Below are 24392 nucleotides of genomic sequence, written 5' to 3'. Positions count from 1 at the left end.
CCGCTGCGCCGTACCCGGGCGCTGTCACGAGTCCGTTCCGACCGTCCCGCAGGAAGTCCATGCCAAAGTCCTCGTCATCCGCTGAGCCCGTCCAGGAGCGCATCCAGGACATCGATCTCTCCCAGGAGATGCAGGGCTCGTATCTCGAATACGCGTACTCCGTGATCTACTCGCGTGCCATCCCGGATGCCCGTGACGGACTCAAGCCCGTGCAGCGCCGCATCCTGTATCAGATGGCCGAGATGGGCCTGCGCCCCGACCGCGGGCACGTCAAGAGCGCTCGCGTGGTGGGCGAGGTGATGGGAAAGCTGCACCCGCACGGCGATTCAGCCATCTACGACGCCCTGGTGCGTCTCGCACAGGACTTCGCCCTGCGGGTGCCGCTGGTCGACGGTCACGGCAACTTCGGCTCGCTCGATGACGGCCCCGCCGCCTCGCGCTACACCGAAGTGCGGCTGGCTGCCTCCGCCCTGGCGCTCACAGAGGATCTCGACGAGGACGTCGTCGACTTCATGCCGAACTACGACGGCCAGTTCCAGCAGCCCGCGGTGCTCTCCGCCGCCTTCCCGAATCTGCTGGTCAACGGGGCCAGCGGCATCGCCGTCGGAATGGCGACGAACATGGCGCCGCACAACCTCATCGAGGTGATCGCGGCGGCCACGCACCTACTGGAGAACCCGGATGCCAGCACCGCCGACCTGATGGAGTTCGTGCCCGGCCCGGACTTCCCCTCCGGCGGCATCCTGATGGGCCTGGACGGCGTCAAGGAGGCGTACGAGACCGGACGCGGCGCCTTCAAGCTGCGCGCCAAGACATCGATCGAGCCGATCGGACCGCGCCGGACCGGCATCGTCGTCACCGAGCTGCCGTATCAGGTGGGCCCGGAGCGTGTCATCGAGAAGCTCAAAGACGCCGTGAACGCCAAGAAGCTCGTCGGCATCAGCGACGTGCAGGACCTCACCGACCGCAAGAACGGCCTGCGGCTGGTCATCACGGTCAAGACCGGCTTCGACCCGGCGGCGGTGCTGGAGCAGCTGTTCCGGTACACCCCGCTGGAGGACTCGTTCTCGATCAACAACGTCACGCTCGTCGACGGACAGCCGCGCACGCTGGGACTGAAGGAGCTGCTGCGGGTGTACCTGCAGCATCGGATCGAAGTCATCACCCGGCGCAGCCGCTATCGCCTGGCGCGCCGCAACGAACGCCTGCACCTGGTGCGCGGCCTGCTGCTGGCTATCCTCGACATCGACGAGGTCATCCAGGTGATCCGCTCCTCGGACGACTCCGAGACCGCGCGAGCCCGACTGCAGCAGGTGTTCGACCTCGACGAGGTGCAGGCCGAGTACATCCTGGAGCTGCGCCTGCGGCGCCTGACGAAGTTCTCCCGCCTGGAGCTGGAGACCGAGCGCGACAAGCTGCTCGCCGAGATCGCCGAGCTCGAGAAGCTGCTCGGCGACCCCGCCCTGGTGCGTGCGCAGGTCGCCCTGGAGCTGGATCACGTCGCCGAGACGTTCGGCACCCCGCGCCGGACGCTGCTGCTCAACGCCGCTCCCCGAAGACCCGTACGGCCAAGTCTGCCGCCGAGCTGCAGATCGCCGATGCGCCGACCACGCTGCTGCTGTCCACGACCGGGCGCGCGGTGCGCGTCGATCTGGAGTCCGGCGCCGTCATCACCACGCCCGCGCGCCGCAGCAAGCACGACGCCATCCAGGCCCGGCTGGAGACCACCACACGCAGCGAGATCGGCGCGGTCACCAGCACCGGCCGCGTCCTGCGCTTCACGCCCGTCGACATCCCGGCCGTTCCGGCGACCTCGGTCGGCCTGGGTGCGGGCGTGCGCATCGCCGACTACCTGGGGCTCGCCGACCGCAGCGAACGCGTGCTGGCGCTGATCCGCTTCGACGATGACACCCCGCTGGCTGTGGGCACGAGGGACGGCGTGGTCAAGCGCATCGTCCCCTCGTCGCTCGCCGCGCGTCCGGAACTGGAGATCATCAGCCTCAAGCCGAAGGACGGTGTGGTCGGTGCGGCGTCGGCCCCGGATGACGCGGAGCTTGTCTTCGTGACCTCGGATGCCCGGCTGCTGCACTTCTCGGCCTCGAGCGTGCGGCCCCAGGGGGCCGCTGCCGGAGGCATGGCGGGCGTCAAGCTGGCATCCGGAGCCGAGGTCGTCTCCTTCACCACCGTGACCTCACCTGAAGAAGCGGTGGCGGTGACCGTCTCGGGTTCCGAAGGCACGCTGGCCGGAGCGGATGCAGGACGGGCGAAGGTCTCGGCGTTCACCGAGTACCCGGGCAAGGGCCGTGCCACCGGCGGTGTGCGCGCCCACGCGTTCCTGAAGGGCGAGGATCGTCTGCGCCTGGCCTGGGTGGGCGTCGAGCCGCGGGCCATCGGCACCGACGGCGCCGCACGGCAGCTCCCGGCGCCGGGAGCGAAGCGCGACGCCTCCGGACAGCCCCTGGACGCCGTGATCGGCTCCGTCGGCACCGCGATCGGCTGACCCGCACGCCCGGTGGTCTCGGTGCGGCAGACATCCGCTGCACTTTCCGGCATCCGCGTCATCTTTCGATGCAGCGGATGCCAGAAGATGGCGCGGATGCCAGGAGCAGGCCGTCCTGCGTCGATCAGGCGTCGATGGACTCTCGGCTGAGGCGGTCGCTGGAGGTCATGATGAACTCGCGACGGGGCGCGACCTCGCTGCCCATCAGCAGCTCGAAGGTACGGACCGCGGCATCCGCCGCCTCGGCATCCTCGATCGTCACCCGCCGCAGCAGGCGGCCGCCCTTGTCCATGGTGGTGTTCGCCAGCTGGTCGGCGTCCATCTCACCCAGACCCTTGTACCGCTGGATCGGATCCTGCCAGCGCTTGCCGGCCTTCTGCAGCTTGGTCAGCAGCGCGTGCAGCTCCGCCTCGGAATACGTGTAGATCGTCTCGTTGGGCTTGGAACCGGGGTTCATCACGATCACGCGATGCAGCGGCGGCACCGCCGAGTACACCCGGCCGGCCTCGACCAGCGGCCGCATGTACCGGAAGAACAGCGTGAGCAGCAGGGTGCGGATGTGAGCGCCGTCGACGTCGGCGTCGCTCATCAGGATGACCTTGCCGTACCGCGCGGCACTGAGCTCGAACGAGCGGCCGGAACCCGCGCCGATCGTGGTGATGATCGCCGCGCACTCGGCGTTGCCGAGCATGTCGCTGATCGACGCCTTCTGCACGTTGAGGATCTTGCCGCGGATCGGCAGCAGCGCCTGGAACTCGCTGTTGCGGGCGTGACGCGCGGTGCCGAGCGCCGAGTCACCCTCCACGATGAACAGCTCGCTCAGCTCAACGTCGTTGGAGCGGCAGTCCACCAGCTTCGCCGGCAGCGACGACGACTCCAGCGCGGACTTGCGCCGCTGCGTCTCCTTGTGTGCGCGGGCCGAGACGCGGGCCTTCATCTCGGAGACGATCTTGTCCAGCAGCATCGATGCCTGGCTCTTGTCGTCGCGCTTGGTGGAGGCGAACCGCGCGGCGAGGTCCTTGCGGACCACCTGGGCGACGATGGAGCGCACGGCGGGGGTGCCGAGAACCTCCTTCGTCTGGCCCTCGAACTGCGGCTCCGGGACGGTGACGTTCAGCACGGCGGTGAGCCCGGCGAGTACGTCGTCCTTCTCGAGCTTGTCATTGCCGACCTTGAGCCGCCGGGAGTTCTGGTCGACCTGTCCGCGCAGCGACTTCAGCAGCTCCTGCTCGAAGCCCTGCTGGTGCGTGCCGCCCTTCGGCGTGGCGATGATGTTCACGAAGGAGCGGATCGTCGTGTCGTAGCCGGTGCCCCAGCGCAGCGCGATGTCGACGGTGCACTCCCGCTGTACCTCGGTGGCCTTCATGTGCCCGTCGGCCTGCAGCACCGGCACGGTCTCGGTGAAGGAGCCGCTGCCCTGGATGCGCCAGGTGTCGGTGACGGGCGCGTCGGCCGCCAGGTAGTCGACGAACTCCGAGATGCCGCCTTCGTAGAGGTACGAGGTGTCGGTGGGCCCGGTGCCGTCGTCGGTCGGGCGTTCATCGCGCACCACGATCTCAAGGCCCGGGACGAGGAAGGCCGTCTGACGGGCGCGGTTCTCGAGCTCCCCAGCTGGAAGGCGGCGTCCCTGGTGAAGATCTGCCGGTCCGCCCAGTAGCGCACCCGGGTGCCGGTGACGCCCTTGGCGACCTTGCCGACCACGCGCAGCTCACTGCGCTTCTCGAAGGGCGTGAACGGCGAGTCCGGGTGGGGCTCACCGTCGTCGGCGAACACGCCGGGCTCGCCACGACGGAACGACATGGCGTAGGTCTTGCCGCCGCGATCCACCTGCACGTCCAGCCGCTCGGACAGCGCATTGACCACAGAGGCGCCGACGCCGTGCAGACCACCGGATGCCGCATAGGAGCCGCCGCCGAACTTTCCACCCGCGTGCAGCTTGGTGAACACGACCTCGACGCCGGTCAGTCCGGTGCGGGGCTCGACATCGACGGGCACGCCGCGACCGCGGTCGGAGACCTCCACGCTGCCATCGGCGTAGAGCACGACGTCGATCTTCGCCCCGTTGCCGTCGACGGCCTCATCGACGGAGTTGTCGATGATCTCCCAGAGGCAGTGCATCAGGCCCGGCGATCCGTTGGATCCGATGTACATGCCGGGGCGCTTGCGAACGGCTTCGAGGCCTTCGAGCACCTGGAGATGATGGGCGGAATACTCGGCGGTCACAGTCATCGAGTCTATTTGACGGACATGCCCGGACAGGTCGCGACACTCTCCCGCGCTCAGACCTGCTGGGGGCGGGTACGCGGTGAGCGAAACACGCCGCAAAGCGGGCATGCGGCACTGATGGGCATGGTTGTATTGAGCACGACCTCGAACCAGAGTCCGAGTCCTGAGGAGGCACCGAGATGAACGCTACGACAGAGCGAGACGACGTCCAGTTCCGCCTCACCGCGCTGGATCGCTGTGACTCCTGCGGAGCGCAGGCCTATATCGCTGCAGAGGTCAACGGCACTGAGATGCTGTTCTGCGCGCACCATGGCCGCAAGTACGAAGAGAAGCTGCGGGCGGTCGCCACCAGCTGGCACGACGAGACCGCGCGACTGATCGAGGCGTGAGCCTCCGGTTCCTCAGCCCCCGGCCCTTCAGGGGCCGAGCAGTCGAGACACGGCGGGTGTCAGCCGCGTGAGGATCTCCTCGCCGACGGTGTCCATGCGCTCGGCGAGGGCCGTGGCATCCGATTCACCGTCGTCGCCGGGACCGAACACGATCACACGATCACCGATCCGCGCGCCCGGCCACGCCGCCACAGTCGTCGCATCGCCGTCGATGCGCACGATCCGACGCAGACCGCCGGGCGTCGCCACCTCTGCCCCCTGCAAGACCGACGGCAGTCCGTGGAAGGCGCCGAGACCCACGCGCACCGTGTCGCCTTCGACGGCGTCGACCGTGGCCACCAGCCGAGAGATCAGGCTGAGTCCGTCCAGCACCGGACCGTCTGCGGAGCGGATGCCGTAGCAGAACGCGCCGATCCGGCTCAGCGTGCCGCGCAGCTCGGGGCGCCACCACGCCGCGGCCGACGCTGTCAGATGCAGCGCTTCGGGAGTCCCGCCGACCGCCTCCAGGTGCCGCACCGCCTCCAGGAAGACCGCCTGCGCGGCGTCGTCCTCCTCGTCGCTGGCCTCTGCCAGATGACTCCAGACACCCGCGATGCGAACGCTGCCGCGTTCCTCGGCCGCGCGCGCGATACCGACCGCGGCCGCCCAGTCTTCGGGCCGGAAGCCGTTCCGGTGCAGGCCGGTGTCGATCTTCAGGTGCAGGGCAGTGCGGATGCCGAGCAGCTCGGCCCGCGCGATGACGGCCGCCAGATACGCCGTCGACCCGATGCCCAGCTCGATTCCTGCGCGGATCGCGGCCTCCACCTCCGACGCCGACGAGGTGGCCCATGCGTACACCCGCTGCGAGGTGAGCGCACGGATCCGCAGCGCCGTGGGGATGTCATATCCGCCGAACCAGGAGACTCCGGCAGCCTCCGCCTCTGAGACGGCCCAGTCGATGCCATGGCCGTACGCATCGTCCTTCATCACCAGCATCAGCTGCGACTCGCCGAGCCGCGCACGCACGGCGGCGAGGTTCGCCCGGAACGCGCCGCGTGAGATCTCCAGCACCGGCGTGCTCATGCGACCCACTTCCGTTCGGCCTTCTGCCCGATGACGACGGCCACCTCCAGCGCCGTCAGACCCGTCGCAGCCGACCAGCGCGCCAGCGCACCGCGCACGGCGCCCGTACCGCCGAAGAAGCAGACCGGCGCTCCCACCTCGGCATCGCCTCCTTCGAGATCGACGACGCACACGTCCATCGCGATCCGCCCGATGATCGGATGCGTCTGTTCGCCCAGCTGCACACGCACCCTATTGCCGAGTGCACGCAGGATCCCCTGCGCGTAGCCCCCGGTCACAAGCGCCACGCGCGTGTCCCGCTCCGCGCGATGCGTGTACCCGTACGAGACCGCCTCGCCGGCGTGCAGAGGCTTGGTCGAGAGCACCCGGCCCTCGAGCGCCATGACCGGTCGCGAAGACAGCACTCCGTCCGCGCTCGGGATGCCGAAGAGCCGGAGCACATCCTCCATCGACGCCGTGCCGTCGGCGTCCGTCAAAAGTGTCGCCCCCGCGGCCTCGGCGATCGCGGCCACCTCTGCCGCGCCGTGCCCGTAAGCGTCGTGACGCAGGTCGATGGCTCCGCCCCGGGAGACCAGATCGCGCACGTTCTGCGCGAGTGCGTCCCTGCTGAGGAGTACGTGCGGAGCCGCGCTGCCTGACATGTGTCGCCTCCGGGTCAGAGCTGGATGGTGTGGAAGCCCTTGCCGCGCACGAGCGTCTCGATGGCCGACCGGGCGCCGGCCGCGTAGGCGTCCAGCGCTCCCACGCCGACAGTCAGATCCAGCTCGATATCGCGACGTGCGGCGACGCCGGTGAGGATCTCGCGGATCAGCTCCGGGTTCAGCGGCAGCAGCGGGCCCTGGATGTTCGACGCGAACGCATTCCGCTCCCGCACCAGTTCGCCGCGAGCGGGCTCCCCGGCATCCAGAACTGCGAAACTGCCCTCACCGAACTGGACGCGCCCGTAGCCATGCTCGGGCACGGCCAGACTCCATTCGCTGGCGTAGTCCTCGAAACCGGTCACCCGGCCGACCGGCGTGTCGACGACGATGTAGCCGACCTTGCGCTGTCGGGTGCGCACGACCGAGGCGTCGAAGACCCCACCCCCTCGATCGACTCGCCGTCGAGCGTGGTGATGCCGCGGCTGAGCAGCTCCGCGCCGCCGCCGACGGCGAGCAGCGCCCCACCCGCCTCCGCGAACGATCGGATGCCGTCGCCACGACCCATCAGATCGGCGTGCACGCCGCGCATCGCCGAGAGCGGGCCGTTGCCGACCACCAGAACGTCGAGGCCGGCCGGAAGCTCATCGCCGGGCCCGACCCTGTGGGTGCTGACCTCGGCTCCTGCCGCCTCGAGCCGCACCTCCAGGGCGCGCACATTGCCGCGGTCGCCTGTGACGCCGAGCTGATCCGGGTACAGCTGCGCGATCGTGATCTGCGTCATCGGCGCGCCACCTCCTGGTCGCCGTGGCCGAGAATCCTGCGGCCGATCATCATCAGCTCGTAGTTGACGAACCAGATCTGACGTCCGGCCGAGGTCGGCGGAAGCTCGCGCATCATCGCCACGGCCTTCTCCATGTCCGGCTCGACCGTCCCGATGCGCACCCCGGCGTGCTCCAGGGCGAGCGCCAGCTGGTAGGCCTTCTCCCCTGTGACCACATCGACGGACTCCAGCGCGTGGAAGTCCACGTCGTACAGCCAGGACACGTCGGGCGTGCCCTCGTCGATCGCGATCAGGGAGTGCTCCGGCGTTCCCTCCAGGGCGTCAAGGTTCATCTGCAGGCTCGGCGCGTTCTTGAACATCACGAACTCGACCTGCTCGCCGGCGGGATCACGACGCAGCGGGATGACCTCGCCGCGACCGTATGCCGGTGCCATGCGCGAGAACCCGCGAGCCGCGGCGTCCGCCGAGAACTCGTCGCCGAGCACGCGTGAGGCCACGGCGAGGGCCGCCGCCGCATCCGCTGCGTAGTGCAGGCCGCGCGCAGGAAGCCGCACCGCAGCCTCGTCCTGGCCCACTTGGATCGTGACGTCGCGCCCGGCGACGGTGCGCACCTCGGAGTAGGCATCGCGCTCGGCCGTGCCGGCATTGCCGCTGCGAGTGTCGGCCGCGTTGGCCAGCCCGTGTGCGGAGGCCGCGATGATCTCCGGCGCAACACCGAAGAACGACACCGGCGCACGCATCGCGTCCGTGTCGATCTTGCTCAGATACGGGTCGTCGCGGTTCACGACGACATGCGAGCTGGCACGGGTGGAGGCATCGAGCATCATGTCGGCGACGCGCTCGGTCTCGTAGAACCGGTACAGCTGGTCGACCTGCACGTTCAGCGACAGGATCACCGCGGGCGAGAGCTGATCGGCGAGATCCGCCGCGTAGCCCTCATCGACTTCCAGCACCGCGACGTCGGCGCGGATGCGACCTGTCAGCGTCGCATCCGCCAGCAGCGCACTGGTCACGCCCTGTGGCAGGTTGGCGCCGGTGGGGTTGGTGAACACCGTGAGGCCGTGCGCACGCAGCACCTCGCTGATCATGTGCGTGGTCGTGGTCTTGCCGTTCGAGCCGAGCACGAAGACCACGCCGTAACGGAACTGATCGGCGAGCGTGGGCAGCAGCGACGGTGCGAGCTTGTTCGTGAGGTAACCCGGGAACGCGGAGCCTCCCCGCGCAGACGGGTCGCGAAGCGCGCGAGCTTGCCCGCCAGCACCGGGAAGACGTACCGCAGGCCGGCTGAGCGTGCCCGTGGCGCCGTCGGTGTCATTCGAGGTAGTCCCGCAGCGACTGCGAACGGCTCGGGTGGCGCAGCTTGGCCATGGTCTTCGACTCGATCTGGCGGATCCGCTCACGAGTGACGCCGAAGGTGTCGCCGATCTGGTCGAGTGTCTTGGGCTGCCCGTCGCCCAGGCCGAAGCGCATCCGGATCACACCGGCCTCGCGCTCGGACAGCGAGTCCAGCAGCTGCTCGAGCTGACGCTGCAGCATGGTGAAGCCGACGGCGTCGGCGGGCACGACCGCTTCGGTGTCCTCGATGAGGTCGCCGAACTCGCTGTCGCCGTCCTCTCCGAGCGGGGTGTGCAGCGAGATGGGCTCACGGCCGTACTTCTGCACCTCCACGACCTTCTCGGGCGTCATGTCCAGCTCGCGCGAGAGCTCTTCGGGCGTGGGCTCACGACCCAGGTCCTGCAGCATCTGGCGCTGCACGCGGGCGAGCTTGTTGATGACCTCGACCATGTGCACCGGGATACGGATGGTGCGCGCCTGGTCGGCCATGGCACGGGTGATCGCCTGCCGGATCCACCAGGTGGCGTACGTGGAGAATTTGAAGCCCTTGGTGTAGTCGAACTTCTCGACGGCGCGGATCAGACCGAGGTTGCCCTCCTGGATCAGATCCAGGAACTGCATGCCGCGACCGGTGTAGCGCTTGGCGAGGGAGACGACCAGACGCAGGTTGGCTCCGAGCAGATGGCTCTTGGCGCGGTGTCCGTCGCGGGCGACCCACTGCAGGTCGAGGCCGAGCTGGCTGGACTTCTCGGCCGCCGACATCTCCGACAGCTTCTCCTCGGCGAACAGGCCCGCCTCGATCCGCATCGCGAGCTCGACCTCTTCGGCCGCGTTCAGCAGCGCGACCTTTCCGATCTGCTTCAGGTAGTCCTTGACGGGGTCGGCTGTGGCGCCGGTGATCTGCGTGGAGTAGACCGGGACGTCATCCTCGTCACCGGAGGAGATGACGATGGCCCCGGTGGGAAGCGGCTCGGTGAACGTCGGCTTCTTGTCGTCCTCTTCCTCGGCATCGGGGGTGTCGACGACCTCCTCATCGATATCGGGAGTGTCGTCCTTCTTCTTCGATGCGCGCTTGGCCGGAGCCTTCTTCGCGGCGGGCTTCTTCGCGGCGGGCTTCTTGGCGGCCTTCGCCGAGGTCTTCTCGGCCTTCGCCGTCTCGACAGCGGCATCGTCGACCTCAGGGGTCTCGACCTCTGCGACGGCAGTGTTCTTCGTGGTCGTCCGGGTCTTCTTGGTCGTGGCAGGAGTCACGTTTCGCCTTTCACGGAGCGGTGCACACGCTCCGGGCCATTTCGGACACTAGTAAGACCCTTGTCAAGCCCGATCCAGTGGATCGACTGTTGACAACGGGTCAGACACCCATTATCACACACATGAACGCCTGCGGCATCCTCATCGGATTCCCGCAGATCTGCTCAGGCGTGCTTGTCCTCCTCGCCGGGGCGACGACTGGCCAGATAGCGTTCCAGCTCGGCTGCCAGCTCATCCGCACTGGGCAGGTCGCGCTCGTCGAAGCGCTCGTCGGAGTCGACGCCCTCCTCACGGCCGGCCATATAGGCGTCGTGGCGACGTTCCAGCGTGTGCAGCATCTGAGTGAGCTCGTCGTTGCCGCGCACCTGCTCCTCCACGCGTGCCAAGTACTCCTCGCGGTGCTGCTGCACCTCGTCCATCCTGAGCACGAGCCCGGTGGCGACCATCAGCTTGTCCGCCGCGGCGAGCACGGTGTCGGGGTATTCGGTGTCGGCGAGGTAGTGCGGCACCAGCAGGACGAAACCGGCCACGCGCACATCCTGCTCGATCAGCCGATACTCCAGCAGGTGACCGGCCGTCGCAGGCACCTGCGTGCGTGGCCGCCACACCGAGTGCGCGGCGATGAGGTCTCGGCGGTTGCCGCTGACCGTGGTGCCCAACGGCCGTGTGTGCGGAACCGGCATCGCGATCGAGTGGACCCAGGTCACCGACGACGCCTGGAACCCCTCAGCAAAGCTGAGCACCGCGTCCGAGAAGGCGTTCCAAGCGAAATCCGGCTCATATCCGGACAACAGCAGGAAGGGCTGTCCCAGTGCATCGTGTGCGAGCGACAGATCCAGACGCGCGGGGCGGAACTCGGTCAGATGATCCTGATCGAAGACGGCGATGGGACGACGGGCCCGATAATCCAGCAGCACATCGTTGTCGAAGACGATCAGCGGCTGCGGCGCAGTCGTCTCGTGCAGGTGCTCGATGAGCCCGGAGACCGCATTTCCCGCGTCGGTGAAGCCGGTGAGCAGGATCACCAGGGGAAGGCCGGTGGGCACATCAGGTGCTCCGGCGATCGACTCGTACAGCTCAGCGGAGAAGGGCATGAGTCAATGCTACGAGCGGATGCCGTGTGAGGACCTGACCGACTCAAGCTGACAGCGAACACGCCCGCGCCGGGCGTGCGGCTCCTGCCCCTTCCCTAGGATGGAAGCATGACGCTTCCCGTGATCTCGTACACGACCGATCCGTTCCCTGGAAGTGCTGCAGACGCCGCAGTGCTCGTCATCCCCGATCCCGACAGCGCCCACGACGCGCTCGCCGGCTTCGACGGCCTGACCGCGACACTCGCCGCGATCGGGTACAAGGGCACGGCCTCCGCTTACGCACGCGTGCATCTGCCCGCCGTGACCGACCTGCCGCTGGCCGTCGTCAGCGCCGGTGCCACGCCGAGCGAGCAGAGCGTGCGAGATGCGGCCGCCACCGCTGCACGCAGCCTGACCGGCTTCGCGACGGTGTCGATCGGCCTCGCCCCCGGCCTGGAGCAGTTCGCGGATGCGGCTGCCGAAGGCGCGCTTCTGGGCGGTTACCGCTTCGACGACTACCGCTCCGAGAAGAAGCCGGCCCGTGCGGAGACGCTGATCCTGCATGCCGATACGGGCGACGAGGCGCTGCAGAGCGCACGAGTCGTCGCGGAGTCCGTCGCGCTGGTCAAGGACCTCGTCTCGGTTCCTGCGGAGTGGCAGAGTCCCGCGCAGCTCGCGCAGACAGCAGCGGATGCTGTGGCATCCCTGCCGATCGACGTCGAGATCCTCGACGAGAACGAACTCGAGGAGCAGGGCTTCGGCGGGATCATCGGCGTGGGACGCGGCTCGGAGCGTCCGCCGCGGCTGGTGCGCCTGAGCTACTCCCCGCCGACCCGGCGCGGCACATCGCCCTGGTCGGCAAGGGCATCACCTTCGACACCGGCGGCCTGTCGCTCAAGCCCGCTGCGAGCATGGTGGGGATGAAGTTCGACATGGCCGGGTCGGCGACCGTCCTCGCCGCGGTCCGCGCGATCGCCGCTCTCGGCCTGCCCGTGCGGGTGACCGCCTGGATGTGCATCGCGGACAACATGCCCTCGGGGCGCGCGACCCGACCCGGCGACGTGCTGCGGATGCTGGATGGGCAGACGGTCGAGGTGCTGAACACCGATGCGGAGGGCCGCCTGGTCCTGGCCGACGGGCTGGTCGCCGCGAGCCGCGAGAAGCCCGACGTCATCGTGGATGTGGCCACGCTGACCGGCGCGATCATCGTCGCACTGGGCATGCGCCACACGGGAGTGATGGGCGATGAGGCGGCGGTGGCGGAGTACCTCGCGGCATCCGAGCAGGTCGGTGAACCGGCCTGGCACCTCCCGCTGCCCGAGTACATGGAAGAGCTGCTCGACTCGCAGATCGCCGACATGATCAACGCGAACATGTCCGACCGCTCCGGCGGGTCGCTGTTCGCCGGTCTGTTCCTGCAGCGTTTCGTGGGTCGCGTCTCGGATGCCGAAGACGCGCCGCGCATCCCCTGGGTGCATCTGGACATCGCCGGTTCCGGCGAGCACAAAGGCTCGCCGTACGGCTTCACGGAGAAGGGCGCGACCGGTGCGACCGTCCGCTCGCTCATCGCATTCGCACGCGCATCGGTCAGGGAGGCCTGATGACTGTTCACGAGTTCGATCTCGTCGTCCTCGGCGGCGGAAGCGGCGGGTACGCCGCGGCACTGCGTGCCAGCGAGCTGGGCAGGAAGGTGGCGCTGATCGAGAAGGACAAGGTCGGCGGCACGTGCCTGCATCGCGGCTGCATCCCCACCAAGGCTCTGCTGCACGCGGCCGAAGTGGCCGATCACGTCCGCACGGCAGCATCCGTCGGCGTCACCGCGACCCTCGAGGCGATCGACGCGGCGGGCGTGCGCGCCTACCGCGAGGGCATCGTCGCCAAGAAGTTCAAGGGGCTGGAGGGCCTGATCAAGGCCCGCGGCATCACTGTCGTTCCGGGTGAAGGGCGTCTTGAGCCGGATCGATCCGTGAGCGTCGGAGAGGACCGCTATGTCGGCGCGGACGTCGTGCTGGCCACGGGCTCGTACAGCCGCACGCTGCCGGGGCTGGAGATCGGCGGACGCATCCTCACCAGTGAGCAGGCGCTCGCCCTGGACGAGATCCCCTCGAAGGTGATCGTGCTGGGCGGTGGCGTGATCGGCGTGGAGTTCGCCAGCGTGTGGCACTCCTTCGGCGCCGAGGTGACCATCATCGAGGCTCTCCCCCATCTCGTCCCCAACGAGGACGTCGCGCTGAGCAAGGGCCTGGAGCGGGCGTTCCGACGCAAGGGCATCTCGTACAACCTCGGCACCCGGTTCCAGAAGGCCGAGCAGGACGAGAACCAGGTGACGGTCACGCTCGAGGACGGCAAGACCTTCACCGCCGACCACCTGCTCGTCGCCGTCGGTCGCGGCCCATCCACTGCGGGTCTCGGCTTCGAAGAGGCGGGCATCGCGCTGGACCGCGGTTTCGTGACCGTGGACGAACAGCTGCGCACCGGTGTCGAGAGGGTCTGGGCGGTGGGCGACATCGTCCCCGGGCTCCAGCTGGCCCATCGCGGCTTTCTGCAGGGCATCGCCGTCGCCGAACGGATCGCAGGCATCGACGTGCCGACGCTCCCCGAGACGCAGATCCCGCGGGTGACCTATTGCAGCCCGGAAGTCGCCTCGGTCGGCATCACCGAGGAGGCCGCGATCGCAACCTATGGCGCCGAGGCAGTGGTGGCCTACGACTACAACCTGGCGGGAAACGGCAAGAGCGAGATCATCGGCACCAGCGGGCTCGTGAAGGTGGTTCGCCAGAAGGACGGCCCCGTCGTCGGCGTGCATCTGCTCGGCGACCGGGTGGGCGAGCTCATCACCGAGGGGCAGCTCGCCGTGGCCTGGGAAGCTCACCCCGAGGACATCGCACCCCTCATCCACGCGCACCCGACCCAGAGCGAGGCACTGGGCGAGGCCTTCCTCGCGCTGGCCGGAAAACCGCTCCACGCACTCTGAACCGCAACAACCGGACGCTCAGGTCACTAAGCTTGAGACGTCACAGATTTCTGAAGGAGACTCCGTCATGAGCACACCCGTGGTCCTCCCCGCACTCGGGGAGAGTGTCACCGAGGGTACTGTCACTCGCTGGCTTAAGCAGGTCGGCGACACGGTGCAGGCGGATGAGGGCCTGCTCGAGATCTCGACCGACAAGGTCGACACCGAGATCCCCTCTCCGATCAGCGGCGTCATCGAGGAGATCCTCGTGGCCGAGGACGAGACCGTCGAGGTCGGCGCCCTGCTGGCTCGCATCGGCGACGGCAGCGGAGCGGGAGCGTCCGACGACGCGCCGGCAGCCGCCGATGCCGCGGAGCAGCCGGCAGCTGAGGCGACGCCCGCTGAGGAACAGCCCGCCGCCCCCGCTGCAGAGCCCACCCCGGCCGCAGAACCCGCCCCGGCCGCAGCAGCTGCGTCGGGCGACGCCACCGATGTCGTCCTCCCTGAACTCGGCGAGAGCGTGACCGAGGGCACCGTCACCCGCTGGTTGAAGGCCGTCGGAGACGATGTCGAGGTCGATGAGGCTCTGCTGGAGATCTCGACCGACAAGGTCGACACCGAGATCCCCTCGCCCGTCGCGGGCACCCTGCAGGAGATCCTCGCCGCCGAGGATGAGACCGTCGCCGTCGGCGCCGTGCTCGCCCGCATCGGATCGGGTGCCGCCGCACCCGCGGCTGAGGCACCACAGACCGAAGCCCCGAAGGCCGAGGCTCCCGCGGCTGAAGCGCCGAAGGCAGAAGCACCGAAGGCCGAAGAGGCACCCGCAGCACCCGCTCCGACTCCGCAGGCAGAGCCCGCGCCCGCTCCGCAGCCGGCTCCTGCTCCCGCCGCGCACAGCGTCGCAGCGCCTGCAGCGCCGGCTGCAGAGGGCTCCGACTCCCTGTACGTGACACCGCTCGTGCGCCGTCTGGCCTCTCAGCAGGGCGTCGACCTGGCATCCGTCAAGGGAACCGGTGTCGGCGGACGCATCCGCAAGGAGGACGTCCTGAAGGCCGCTGAGGCCAAGACGCAGGCTCCGGCTGCAGCCGCCCCGACCGCCCCGGCCCCTGCTCCGCTCGAGGTCTCGCCGCTGCGCGGCACGACGCAGAAGATGTCGCGTCTGCGCAAGGTCGTGGCCGAGCGCGCAGTCGCCTCGATGCAGCAGACGGCACAGCTGACCACGTTCGTCGAGGTGGACGTCACCAAGCTGGCCGCATACCGCTCCGCGAAGAAGGACGAGTTCCTGCAGAAGACGGGCGACAAGCTCTCCTTCCTGCCGTTCTTCACCCTGGCCGCCGCCGAGGCGCTGCAGGCGTACCCGATCATCAACGCCACGGTCGACGGCGACAGCATCGTGTACCCGGCATCCGAGAACATCTCGATCGCCGTCGACACCGAGCGCGGCCTGCTCACACCGGTCGTCCGGGACGCTGCGACGAAGAACATCGCTCAGCTGGCCCACGACATCGCCGATCTCGCTGCCCGCACCCGCGACAACAAGCTCAAGCCCGACGAGCTGGCCGGCGGTACCTTCACGGTGACCAACACCGGATCGCGTGGCGCGCTGTTCGACACGCCGCTGGTCTTCCTGCCGCAGTCCGCGATCCTGGGAACCGGCGTCGTCTTCAAGCGGCCCGGCGTGGTCACGGTCGACGGTGTCGACGCCATCGCCGTGCGCTCCTACGTGTACCTGGCGATCTCGTACGATCACCGCATCATCGACGGCGCCGACGCGGCTCGCTTCCTCGCCGCCATCAAGAACCGTCTTGAGTCCGCGGACTTCGCCGCGACCCTCGGGATCTGATCACCGGGCCGGATCCGAGCGGTCTCTGACCGCCTCGACCTCAGCCCGAACCGGATGGCTGGTCCGCGACGTCATAAACGTCGCGGACCAGCCATCCGGCGTCTGTGCGCACGATCACGAGCATCTGCTCCCCCGTCTCCGCTCCGGCAGCCAGGCGGATGACGGCGACATCGCCATAGTCCTCGATCAGCGTCGCGTCGCGTTCCGACGCATCCTGTCCGAGCCGCTCCTGGATCACGGCGCCTCCGCCAGGCACCGCAGCCTCCGCGCACGCAGTGTCCTCCTCGTTCCGGCAGTCATCGATCCGAGTGAGCAGCCGCACCGCAGCATCCGTCACGTCGCCCTCGTCACGCACGGGGCGAGACGCATCCGGTTCGTCGGAGGAGTCCGGTGAGGCTGAATCCCGCCGCTGTTCCCGCTCAGCCTCTTCCTGCGCGGCATCCTCCGGTTCACCCGTCGCAGCCGTCGCCGTGCCGTCATCGGCCGCCACCGCGCGCGGTGAGACGGCGTCATCTCCCCCACCCGGCCACAGCAGTCCCACGATGAGCACAGCGGATGCCGCAGCGACACCGACCAACAGCATCCGTCCGCGCGGTCTGCGCGCGTCGGTGGCCTCACCCGACCGATCGGTCGCCGAGATCCTGCGCGGATTCAGCGGCCGAACGCGCTCGAGCGCCGATGCCCACAGCCTCACGAGCCGCTCACGCATGCTGCGGTGCTCGCGTCGCCCGTCCGGCTCGACCTGCGGGAGCCGGGAGCGGTGCAGTGGGATCGTGCGCACCCGCTCCGGCGCATGCACATCGCGTTCCAGCGCGCGAGGCGCGGCGAGGTCGGTGAGCTCGCGCTCCCAGCCGTCCATCGAGCGCTGCACCACCCGGTGGTCCTCGGCACCCGCGCATATCCGCGCCAGAACACGCTCCAGTGCGCGATCGGTGCCGTCCTGGCGGAGGCGCTCGAGGATCGTGATCGCCGCCTGCCCGCACGATGGCCCATCTCCAGGCACGAACAGCGGTCGGCAGCTGTCATCGAGCCACCAGCGACCGCCGACGGACCGACCGCCCATTTCGGCGATGCCGCGCAGCAGACTGCCGACGAGGGTGACCGCCTCGCCCACGGAGAGTGGGCGCTGAGCCGCAGCACGCCGTGCCAGGAACACCTCTACCGGCTCGACGCACCAGGGCAGCACAGCTGCCTGCCCACCGGCCTCGCGCACGATGTCCCGCACCCCGGCGACGTGCTGCGCACCAGCGAGATCCCACAGCACCGCGTCCACGTCGGAGGCGTCCACGCGCACCCGCTGCCGATCGCCGTCGGCGATCAGCACGCCGGCGTAGGGCGAATCGGAGCGCTCCAGCCGCCGAATCGTCCGGTGGGCCCCCGGAACCAGTTCCGCGGCAGCCAACGGCCTGTCCCTCTCCTCGCCGTCAGCGTCGATTCTCCCGCCGGTGTGCATGCCGATCAGATCCTCCACGTCATCCATTCCTCCATCACACCCCAGGGCTCAGACGCCAGCGTCCCGATTCACGGATCCTGTGGAGAACAGACCCGATCACCGCCGATGTGCAGGGTGAACCCGACGACGATCACTCGGTAGGCTGGTACACATGGCAAAGCGTGCTCCCGAAGCTGAGAAGCGTCCCGGCTTCTTCTCCCAGATCCGTTCCCTGTTCCGGTTCACCCGGGAGGTCTACGGCTGGCTTCCCTGGGCGCAGCTGGCCATTCTGATCGGCGGTATCCTCATCGGTCTGATCGTCGGCTATCTCATCGGCGACGGTGCCGTGCTCTCACTGATCCTGTGGGGTGTGACCGGACTGATGTTCGGCATCCTCGGCGCCATGTTCCTGATGACCCGGCTGTCGACCAAGGCCATGTACGCCAAGATCGACGGGATGCCCGGCGCCACCGGCCACGTGCTCAGCACCAGCCTGGGGCGCAGCTGGCAGGCATCCGACGCCCCGGTCGGCATCAACCCGAAGACCCAGGAGGCGGTCTACCGTGCCATCGGGCGTGGCGGCATCGTCGTGGTGGGCGAGGGCACGCGAGGACGCCTGACCCGCCTGGTCAACGAAGAGCGGCAGAAGGCGCAGCGGGTCGCACACGGCGTGCCGGTGACGGTACTGTACGTCGGGCACGGCGACGACGATGTCGCGATCGCCGATCTCGCCAAGACCGTGAAGAAGCTCCCCAAGGCGCTGGACAAGACCACGATGGCCGCCGTCATCCGCCGGATCGACTCCGTGTCGCAGTCGCTGTCGTCGCTGCCGATCCCGAAGGGCATCGACCCCACCAAGGTGCGCGCTCAGCGGCCGCGCTGATCACTCACCCAGCGGCTCTTTGGGCAGTCGGCGCACGCGTGGGCGACGACGGCGCTTCTCCGGGATCATCGATCGCATCTCCTCGAGCTTCCCGAAGCACAGCAGACGATCCTCCGCCTCGAGCACGACGTGCTTGCGTGGGTTCGGGATGACATTCGTGCCGCGGTGCAGCGTGAGCACGGTGATGTCGCGGTCCCACAGACCCAGGTCGCCGAGCTTCATCCCGACCTGGTCGGCATTCGTGTGCACCGACAGCTCCGCCACGCCGTAACCCGTCGACACGCTCAGCCTCTGACGGACGTCGATGTCAGGGAAAGCCACCTGGTTGGCGATGTAGTCGATGATCGCTCCGGCCACGTCGAGCTCGGTCGCCGCCTCGATGCCCTGCAGTCCCGGGGAGGAATTCACCTCCATGACCAGCGGTCCGGCATCGCTCTCGAGCATGTCCACACCGGCGACACGCAAGCCCATGATCTGCGCCGAGCGCACCGCAGTCTGCTCGTACACCGGATCGAGGCTTACCGGCTCGACCCGTCCACCGCGATGGACGTTTGAGCGGAACTCGTCCCCATCGGCGACGCGACGCATCGCCGCGACCACCCGGTCGCCGACGACCAGGGCGCGGATGTCGCGTCCGCGGCTCTCGGAGATGAACTTCTGGATCAGCACGTTCTGCTTGGTCGAGTGCAGGGTCTCGATGATCGCCTCGGCGACCTTCACCTGTGGGGCCAGGATCACCCCGATCCCCTGGGTGCCTTCCAGCAGCTTGATCACCACAGGCGCCCCGCCGACCCGCTCGATGGCCGGTCGCACATCAGCCCGGTTGCGTACGAAGGCTGTCGGTGGCATGGCGATGTTGTGCCGGGACAGGATCTGGTTCGCGCGCAGCTTGTCGCGCGCGCTGGAGATGCCGTTCGCGGTGTTCGGCGTATACACGTCCATCTGCTCGAACTGGCGCACCACCGCCGTGCCGAAGTAGGTGATCGAGTTGCCGATCCGCGGCAGGATCGCGTCGTAGTCACTCAGCTGCTTCCCCCGGAAGAACAGATCCGGCGCATCAGCGGTGAGATCGATCGCGAACCGCAGGGTGTTCAGTACTTTCACCGTGTGTCCGCGCTGCTGCGCAGCCGCGCGGAGGCGCTGCGTGGAGTACGACTGAGGTGCCCGCGAGAGGACGGCGATCTTCACAGAGGTTTCCTGCCAGGATGTAGGGGTGAATCGGTCTTCTCATTCAAACACGCCCACCGGGTGGCGCGAATGGGTGGCGCTGCCCGAACTGGGCGTGGACTGGATCAAGGCGAAGATCGACACCGGTGCGCGCACCTCTTCGCTGCACGCCTTCGACATCGAGGAGTTCGATCGCGACGGCGAGAGCTGGGTGCGGTTCGCCGTGCACCCCTGGCAGGAGAGTCGGGAGGATGCGGCGGTGCACGAATGCCCCGTGCACGACCGCCGCGCCGTGCGCAGCTCTTCAGGACACTCCGAGAAGCGCCTGGTGGTTCTGCTGCGGATGCGGCTGGTCGGCATCGACGTCGAGGGCGAGGTCACGCTGACCAACCGGGACGAGATGGGGTTCCGGATGCTGATCGGACGCCAGGTGCTGCGACGCGGCTTCGTCGTGGATCCGGCCCGGTCGTTCGTGGGCGGCCGCGCACCGCGGGAGATGCGCCGGCGCAACCGCGGAAAAGGCTGACTCAGGCCCGGATGAGCACGGTTCCGGCGGCCTTGTCGTGCAGGCCGCGCTGGTCGGCGTCCCAGATCACGGCGGGAATGACCACCACCAGCAGGAGTGTGCGCACGATCGGCCGCCACAGGCCGACCCATCCGCCGCCGAAGCGCACCACCCGCATGCCCAGAATGCGATGCCCGGGGCTGCCGCCGGCGGTCGGGATGAAGAGGATCTGCAGCACCGCGAACACGATCATCGGCGCGAACTGTGTCCACCCCGCCTCGGTGGGAAGCGCGAACTGGTCGTAGCCGAAGAAGCCGATCGCGATGATCGTCGCGGCCAGATAGTCGATCGCCAGCGCACCGATCCTGCGCCCTGGCCGGGCGATGCTGCGCGGCCCGGTGGCGGGCAGACCGAGACGTTCACCGGGGTAGTCGCTCACTCCCCCAGCCTACCGAGCACACGTAACATGCCCGAAACACGACGGACACGGCTGGGAAACTCCCAATGCATAACCTGCGTAAGGTTGATGCAACCGATACCCGATCAGGAGTCGTACATGTTCACAGAGCCCGCAGATGTCCTTCGCTATATCGAGGAGAACGACGTCAAGTTCCTCGACATCCGCTTCACCGATCTGCCCGGCGTGCAGCAGCACTTCAACATCCCGGCTTCGACGGTCGACGAGGACTTCTTCCGCGACGGGCAGCTGTTCGACGGCTCATCGATCCGCGGCTTCGCGAGCATCCACGAGTCGGACATGCAGCTGATCCCGGACGTCACGACCGCGTATCTCGACCCCTTCCGCGAGGCGAAGACGCTTGTGATGGTCTTCGACATCTACAACCCCCGCACCGGGGAGATCTACGCGAAGGATCCGCGTCAGGTCGCCAAGAAGGCCGAGAAGTACCTGGCATCCACGGGCATCGCCGACACGGCGTTCTTCGCTCCCGAGGCCGAGTTCTACATCTTCGACGACGTGCGCTACTCGGTCACCTCCGGTGAGAGCTTCTACAAGGTCGATTCCGAAGAGGCCGCGTGGAACTCGGGCCGGGAGGAGGACGGCGGGAACCTCGGCAACAAGACGCCGTTCAAGGGGGCTACTTCCCCGTGGCCCCGGTCGACAAGACCGCGGACCTGCGCGATGACATCACCCTGCGCCTGATCGACGCGGGATTCCACCTGGAGCGCTCGCATCACGAGGTCGGCACGGCCGGCCAGCAGGAGATCAACTACCGCTTCGACACCATGGTGAGCGCGGCCGACGACATCCTGAAGTTCAAGTACATCGTCAAGAACACCGCGCAGGAGTGGGGCAAGACCGTCACATTCATGCCGAAGCCGCTGTACGGCGACAACGGCTCGGGAATGCACACTCACCAGTCGCTCTGGCTCGACGGCGAGCCGCTGTTCTTCGATGAGGCCGGCTACGGCCAGCTCAGCGACATCGCGCGCTGGTACATCGGCGGGCTGCTCAAGCACGCCGACGCCGTGCTGGCGTTCACCAACCCGACCCTGAACAGCTACCACCGGTTGGTGAAGCACTTCGAGGCTCCGGTGAACCTGGCCTACTCCGCCGGAAACCGCTCGGCCGCCATCCGCATCCCTCTCACCGGCTCGAACCCGAAGGCGAAGCGCATCGAGTTCCGCGTTCCCGACGCCTCCGGCAACCCGTACCTGGGCTTCGCCGCACAGCTGATGGCGGGCCTGGACGGCATCAAGAACCGCATCGAGCCGATGGAGCCGATCGACAAGGACCTGTACGAGCTTCCCCGGAGGAGGCGAAGAACATCCCGCAGGTGCCGAACTCGCTGCTGGACTCGCTGGAGGCGCTGCGCCGCGACCACGACTTCCTTCTCGAGGGCGGCGTGTTCACGCAGGAGCTCATCGACACCTGGATCTCGTACAAGTACGACAACGAGATCCTCCCGATGGCTCAGCGCCCGCACCCCTACGAGTTCGAGCTCTACTACGGCGTCTGAGGCGGTGGCCGCATCCGGCCCGGCTTCCGAGATAGATCAGAAGCCGGGCCGGATGTCATGTATGCGACTGCTACGGCCGACCGTTCAGGTAGAAGTCGATGAACTCGTCAGGAACTCCGCTCTCGAAGAGGATCGTCTTGAGGGTCCCGCCCTCCTGAACGTGAGCGATGTATTCGTTCAGCGCTGCGGTGAGATCGTCGTTGCCCTTGGTCGAGGGCCAGACGAAGTCGTACGTCGCCGTGAGCCCGGGGTAGTCATCGTCGTCCTCGACGAGAACCATTTCGAGGCCGTGCAACAGAGTCAGTCCTGCCTGCGAGGACACCGCCGCCGCATCGAGCCGCCCCGCCTTCACGTCGGCGCCGAGGGAGGCGAGATCGGAGTACTCGATGACATCGCCGCCGTACAGCTCGCGAAGCTGCGCCCCCAGCTGGCGCCGGTCTGCACGCCGATCTGCCTCCCCTTCAGGTCTTCGACGGTCTTGTAAGAGCCGTCGGATGAGACGATGCCCATGCCTTCGAAGAGAATACGATCGCTCAGGTTGAACACCTGCTTGCGTTCGGGAGTGGCAATCGCCATTGTGACCATCAGATCAGCCTGCCCCTCCTGCAACGCCAGTTGCGATCCCCCGGCCGTGCCGAGAGTGACGTCGAGACTGAGACAGTTCTCCGCAGCGAACTCGGACACCAGCTCATAGGAGATCCCCGTATATGGTCCCTGCGGGGTCTCGCTGTGGAAGTTCACCGGAGACTCTCCCGCGACTATCGTGAGCACGCCATCGGCGAGGGTGGGGAACGCATGCGCCGGGACGCATCCCTCCCCGCGCCCGGCGAAGCGGTCGTTGCGGCGCCTTCTGACTGCGGCGCGCATGCGGTCAGCGGTCCGAGAACGACCACAGATGCGATGGCTGCGAGCGACAGCAGGCGGCGGGAGGTTTCTGCTTTCATGTGAGTGCCTCTCAATCTGGTTTCCGGTTTGACGTCGGTCCTATGCGCGCGGTGCAGCTGTGATCAGGCATCGGGTCTGGTCCGTGATGGCGCGTTCGTGCTCGCTCTGAGATGCCTGTAGCGGTGCGGCACCCGCGCGGGCTTGCCGAGAATGCGGTCACTGCGGCGCTGGGCCAGCCACTCGCCCCCGGAGAGCACGGCGGTCACCGCGACGAAGAGCACCGAGGCAACGAGCAACTGAGTCATCACGTCGAGATGCAGGGTCCCGTATCCCATGGCGGTTCCGAGTAGTTCGGTGCTCCCGATCGCAATTGCAAGCGCAGTCCCCTGGAACACGATGATGCATATTCCGATGACCGGAACGAGCGCGATGAGTGTGACGTGCGGCAGCAGAACGTACGCGATTCGCTGCGCCCAGTTGAGGCCGAGAGCACTCGCGGCCTCCATCTGGCCTCTGGGAGCGGAGGCTATGGTCGAACGGAAGATCTCAGCGAGATACGCTGCGGCCGTGACGCTGAACGCGATCACCACTGCCGAGAAGCGGGAGATCGGCAGCACGTCCGCGATCCCGAAGTAGACGATGTACAGAGTCAGGAGCGCCGGAAAACCGCGGAACACCTGCACGAGCACATTCGTGACCCAGCGCAAGGGATTCGGCGCCGAATTGAGCGCCAGCCCGGCGAGGAAGCCGAGTGGCAGGCCGACAGCAAGGCTCACACCCGCCAGTTGCAGACTCCCCCACAGCCCCGGCAGCAACCGGATGAGATCATCCCAGAACACCGTGATCGTGTTCATGAGCGCACCTGCGCTATCACCGAACGGCCCTCCAGCCATTTCACGAGGAAACCGAGCGGCAGCGCGATGAGCAGGTAGGCAGCTCCTGCCGCGAAGTAGGTGGCCAACGGCGGCATTCCTCGCATGACGGCTGCATGGGCATAGAACATCAGATCCGCCACCGCCACGATCGATGCGAGCGCGGAGTTCTTCAGCAGAGTGATCGAGTACGCGGTGGTGGTGGAGAGGATGATCGGAAAGGCCTGCGGAAGAATCACCTGCCACATCGTGGACGGCCACCCGAGCGCAAGAGCTTTTGCAGCCTCGCCCTGCCCGCGCGGAACCGAGTCGAGGCCGGCGCGGATCGCGTCACAGACATAGGCGGCCGTCACGATGCCCAGTGCGAGGATGGCTGCGCCTTGCGGATAGTCGCGGAACAGTTCGAGCTTGAACCCGTAGTAGATCAGCAGGATCCAGACGACCGGAGGGATGCCCCTCATCAACATAGAGACGCCTGCACCGGCGAATCTGAGCACGCCTGATCCCGATCGTCGTGCCGCAGCCAGCGGCATTCCCAGCAGGATCGCGAGGATCACTCCTCCTGCGAAGATCTGCAGCGTGACGCCGAGACCGGTGAGCATCCCGAGCCCCACC

At 67.7% G+C, this 24392-nt stretch carries 19 protein-coding genes and 4 pseudogenes; 8 read left to right on the top strand and 15 right to left on the bottom strand.

Annotated features, from left to right (window positions below):
* Nucleotides 1-59: 59 nt before the first annotated feature.
* Nucleotides 60-2500 (top strand): annotated as a pseudogene (locus tag QUE33_RS03900) (DNA gyrase/topoisomerase IV subunit A).
* A gap of 124 nt (nt 2501-2624) precedes the next feature.
* Here QUE33_RS03900 and QUE33_RS03895 read toward each other — a convergent pair.
* A pseudogene (locus QUE33_RS03895) lies at nt 2625-4729 on the bottom strand (DNA gyrase/topoisomerase IV subunit B).
* A 176-nt stretch (nt 4730-4905) separates the two neighbouring features.
* Here QUE33_RS03895 and QUE33_RS03890 point away from each other — a divergent pair.
* On the top strand, nt 4906-5115 hold the full coding sequence (locus tag QUE33_RS03890; protein WP_286302047.1) for a DUF7455 domain-containing protein: 210 nt from the start codon (nt 4906-4908) through the stop codon (nt 5113-5115).
* A 27-nt stretch (nt 5116-5142) separates the two neighbouring features.
* On the opposite strand, the gene QUE33_RS03885 is transcribed toward QUE33_RS03890, so the two are convergent.
* The 7 genes from QUE33_RS03885 to QUE33_RS03855 all read right to left on the bottom strand — a co-directional run bounded on the left by QUE33_RS03885 (nt 5143) and on the right by QUE33_RS03855 (nt 11279).
* Nucleotides 5143-6177, bottom strand: a complete 1035-nt coding sequence (locus tag QUE33_RS03885) for an alanine racemase (RefSeq protein ID WP_286302044.1) — start codon at nt 6175-6177, stop codon at nt 5143-5145.
* Nucleotides 6174-6818 (bottom strand): alanine racemase C-terminal domain-containing protein, encoded by a 645-nt coding sequence (locus tag QUE33_RS03880; RefSeq protein ID WP_286302042.1) that lies wholly within the window; start codon nt 6816-6818, stop codon nt 6174-6176. The genes QUE33_RS03885 and QUE33_RS03880 overlap by 4 nt, the downstream gene beginning before the upstream one ends.
* A gap of 14 nt (nt 6819-6832) precedes the next feature.
* Entirely contained in the window at nt 6833-7237 is a 405-nt protein-coding gene (locus QUE33_RS03875) for a hypothetical protein (RefSeq protein WP_286302040.1), read from the bottom strand.
* A complete protein-coding gene (locus tag QUE33_RS03870; protein ID WP_286302038.1) occupies nt 7177-7599 on the bottom strand; it encodes a hypothetical protein in 423 nt (140 codons plus the stop codon). The genes QUE33_RS03875 and QUE33_RS03870 overlap by 61 nt, the downstream gene beginning before the upstream one ends.
* On the bottom strand, nt 7596-8999 hold the full coding sequence (locus QUE33_RS03865) for a MurT ligase domain-containing protein (protein ID WP_286302036.1): 1404 nt from the start codon (nt 8997-8999) through the stop codon (nt 7596-7598). Before QUE33_RS03865 ends, QUE33_RS03870 begins: the two co-directional genes overlap by 4 nt.
* Entirely contained in the window at nt 8911-10185 is a 1275-nt protein-coding gene (locus tag QUE33_RS03860) for an RNA polymerase sigma factor (RefSeq protein WP_286302034.1), read from the bottom strand. The genes QUE33_RS03865 and QUE33_RS03860 overlap by 89 nt, the downstream gene beginning before the upstream one ends.
* A gap of 164 nt (nt 10186-10349) precedes the next feature.
* The gene (locus tag QUE33_RS03855; protein ID WP_286302033.1) at nt 10350-11279 is read right to left on the bottom strand and encodes a proteasome assembly chaperone family protein; all 930 of its coding nucleotides are present in this window, start codon (nt 11277-11279) and stop codon (nt 10350-10352) included.
* 108 nt (nt 11280-11387) lie between these two features.
* On the opposite strand from QUE33_RS03855, the pseudogene QUE33_RS03850 reads away from it, so the two are divergent.
* From QUE33_RS03850 to sucB, 3 genes and pseudogenes are all read left to right on the top strand, one after another.
* A pseudogene (locus tag QUE33_RS03850) lies at nt 11388-12859 on the top strand (leucyl aminopeptidase).
* Nucleotides 12859-14232, top strand: coding sequence for a dihydrolipoyl dehydrogenase (gene lpdA / locus QUE33_RS03845; RefSeq protein WP_286302032.1), 1374 nt, complete (start codon nt 12859-12861; stop codon nt 14230-14232). Before QUE33_RS03850 ends, lpdA begins: the two are co-directional and overlap by 1 nt.
* Nucleotides 14233-14299: 67 nt before the next feature.
* Entirely contained in the window at nt 14300-16054 is a 1755-nt protein-coding gene (gene sucB / locus QUE33_RS03840; RefSeq protein ID WP_286302030.1) for a 2-oxoglutarate dehydrogenase, E2 component, dihydrolipoamide succinyltransferase, read from the top strand.
* A 40-nt stretch (nt 16055-16094) separates the two neighbouring features.
* On the opposite strand, the gene QUE33_RS03835 is transcribed toward sucB, so the two are convergent.
* Nucleotides 16095-17534, bottom strand: coding sequence for a hypothetical protein (locus tag QUE33_RS03835; protein WP_286302029.1), 1440 nt, complete (start codon nt 17532-17534; stop codon nt 16095-16097).
* Nucleotides 17535-17658: 124 nt separating this feature from the next.
* On the opposite strand from QUE33_RS03835, the gene QUE33_RS03830 reads away from it, so the two are divergent.
* Nucleotides 17659-18369, top strand: coding sequence for a DUF4191 domain-containing protein (locus tag QUE33_RS03830; RefSeq protein ID WP_286302028.1), 711 nt, complete (start codon nt 17659-17661; stop codon nt 18367-18369).
* Here QUE33_RS03830 and QUE33_RS03825 read toward each other — a convergent pair whose 3' ends face one another.
* Nucleotides 18370-19557, bottom strand: coding sequence for a RimK family alpha-L-glutamate ligase (locus QUE33_RS03825; RefSeq protein WP_286302027.1), 1188 nt, complete (start codon nt 19555-19557; stop codon nt 18370-18372). It abuts the gene before it with no gap.
* Nucleotides 19558-19582: 25 nt separating this feature from the next.
* Here QUE33_RS03825 and QUE33_RS03820 point away from each other — a divergent pair, with 25 nt between their 5' ends.
* Nucleotides 19583-20062, top strand: a complete 480-nt coding sequence (locus tag QUE33_RS03820) for an ATP-dependent zinc protease family protein (protein ID WP_286302026.1) — start codon at nt 19583-19585, stop codon at nt 20060-20062.
* Nucleotide 20063: 1 nt separating this feature from the next.
* Here QUE33_RS03820 and QUE33_RS03815 read toward each other — a convergent pair whose 3' ends face one another.
* Complete coding sequence (locus tag QUE33_RS03815; RefSeq protein WP_286302025.1) at nt 20064-20480, bottom strand: RDD family protein; 417 nt, start codon at nt 20478-20480, stop codon at nt 20064-20066.
* 117 nt (nt 20481-20597) lie between these two features.
* On the opposite strand from QUE33_RS03815, the pseudogene glnA reads away from it, so the two are divergent.
* A pseudogene (gene glnA, locus QUE33_RS03810) lies at nt 20598-22020 on the top strand (type I glutamate--ammonia ligase).
* A 70-nt stretch (nt 22021-22090) separates the two neighbouring features.
* Here the strand turns inward: glnA and QUE33_RS16345 are convergent.
* The 4 genes from QUE33_RS16345 to QUE33_RS03790 all read right to left on the bottom strand — a co-directional run bounded on the left by QUE33_RS16345 (nt 22091) and on the right by QUE33_RS03790 (nt 24334).
* A complete protein-coding gene (locus tag QUE33_RS16345; RefSeq protein ID WP_286302024.1) occupies nt 22091-22342 on the bottom strand; it encodes a hypothetical protein in 252 nt (83 codons plus the stop codon).
* 26 nt (nt 22343-22368) lie between these two features.
* Entirely contained in the window at nt 22369-22887 is a 519-nt protein-coding gene (locus tag QUE33_RS16005; RefSeq protein WP_434019613.1) for a substrate-binding periplasmic protein, read from the bottom strand.
* Nucleotides 22888-23027: 140 nt separating this feature from the next.
* Nucleotides 23028-23759: an amino acid ABC transporter permease gene (locus tag QUE33_RS03795; protein ID WP_286302022.1), complete on the bottom strand. Its 732-nt coding sequence runs from the start codon at nt 23757-23759 to the stop codon at nt 23028-23030.
* Nucleotides 23756-24334, bottom strand: a complete 579-nt coding sequence (locus tag QUE33_RS03790; RefSeq protein WP_286302021.1) for an amino acid ABC transporter permease — start codon at nt 24332-24334, stop codon at nt 23756-23758. Before QUE33_RS03790 ends, QUE33_RS03795 begins: the two co-directional genes overlap by 4 nt.
* Nucleotides 24335-24392: the final 58 nt, after the last annotated feature.

The sequence above is a fragment of the Microbacterium suwonense genome, from assembly GCF_030296555.1.
Lineage (GTDB): Bacteria > Actinomycetota > Actinomycetes > Actinomycetales > Microbacteriaceae > Microbacterium > Microbacterium suwonense.
This window is presented reverse-complemented; position numbering and strand designations above follow the sequence as displayed.

Excerpts from the sequence above, each read along its gene's own strand:
- QUE33_RS03830 (WP_286302028.1), top strand. The coding sequence starts at position 17,659 with ATGGCAAAGCGTGCTCCCGAAGCTGAGAAGCGTCCCGGCTTCTTCTCC.
- QUE33_RS03890 (WP_286302047.1), top strand. The coding sequence starts at position 4,906 with ATGAACGCTACGACAGAGCGAGACGACGTCCAGTTCCGCCTCACCGCG.
- QUE33_RS03880 (WP_286302042.1), bottom strand. The coding sequence starts at position 6,818 with ATGTCAGGCAGCGCGGCTCCGCACGTACTCCTCAGCAGGGACGCACTC.
- sucB (WP_286302030.1), top strand. The coding sequence starts at position 14,300 with ATGAGCACACCCGTGGTCCTCCCCGCACTCGGGGAGAGTGTCACCGAG.
- QUE33_RS03795 (WP_286302022.1), bottom strand. The coding sequence starts at position 23,759 with ATGAACACGATCACGGTGTTCTGGGATGATCTCATCCGGTTGCTGCCG.
- QUE33_RS03870 (WP_286302038.1), bottom strand. The coding sequence starts at position 7,599 with ATGACGCAGATCACGATCGCGCAGCTGTACCCGGATCAGCTCGGCGTC.
- QUE33_RS03885 (WP_286302044.1), bottom strand. The coding sequence starts at position 6,177 with ATGAGCACGCCGGTGCTGGAGATCTCACGCGGCGCGTTCCGGGCGAAC.
- QUE33_RS03855 (WP_286302033.1), bottom strand. The coding sequence starts at position 11,279 with ATGCCCTTCTCCGCTGAGCTGTACGAGTCGATCGCCGGAGCACCTGAT.
- QUE33_RS03835 (WP_286302029.1), bottom strand. The coding sequence starts at position 17,534 with ATGGATGACGTGGAGGATCTGATCGGCATGCACACCGGCGGGAGAATC.
- QUE33_RS16005 (WP_434019613.1), bottom strand. The coding sequence starts at position 22,887 with ATGCGCGCCGCAGTCAGAAGGCGCCGCAACGACCGCTTCGCCGGGCGC.
- lpdA (WP_286302032.1), top strand. The coding sequence starts at position 12,859 with ATGACTGTTCACGAGTTCGATCTCGTCGTCCTCGGCGGCGGAAGCGGC.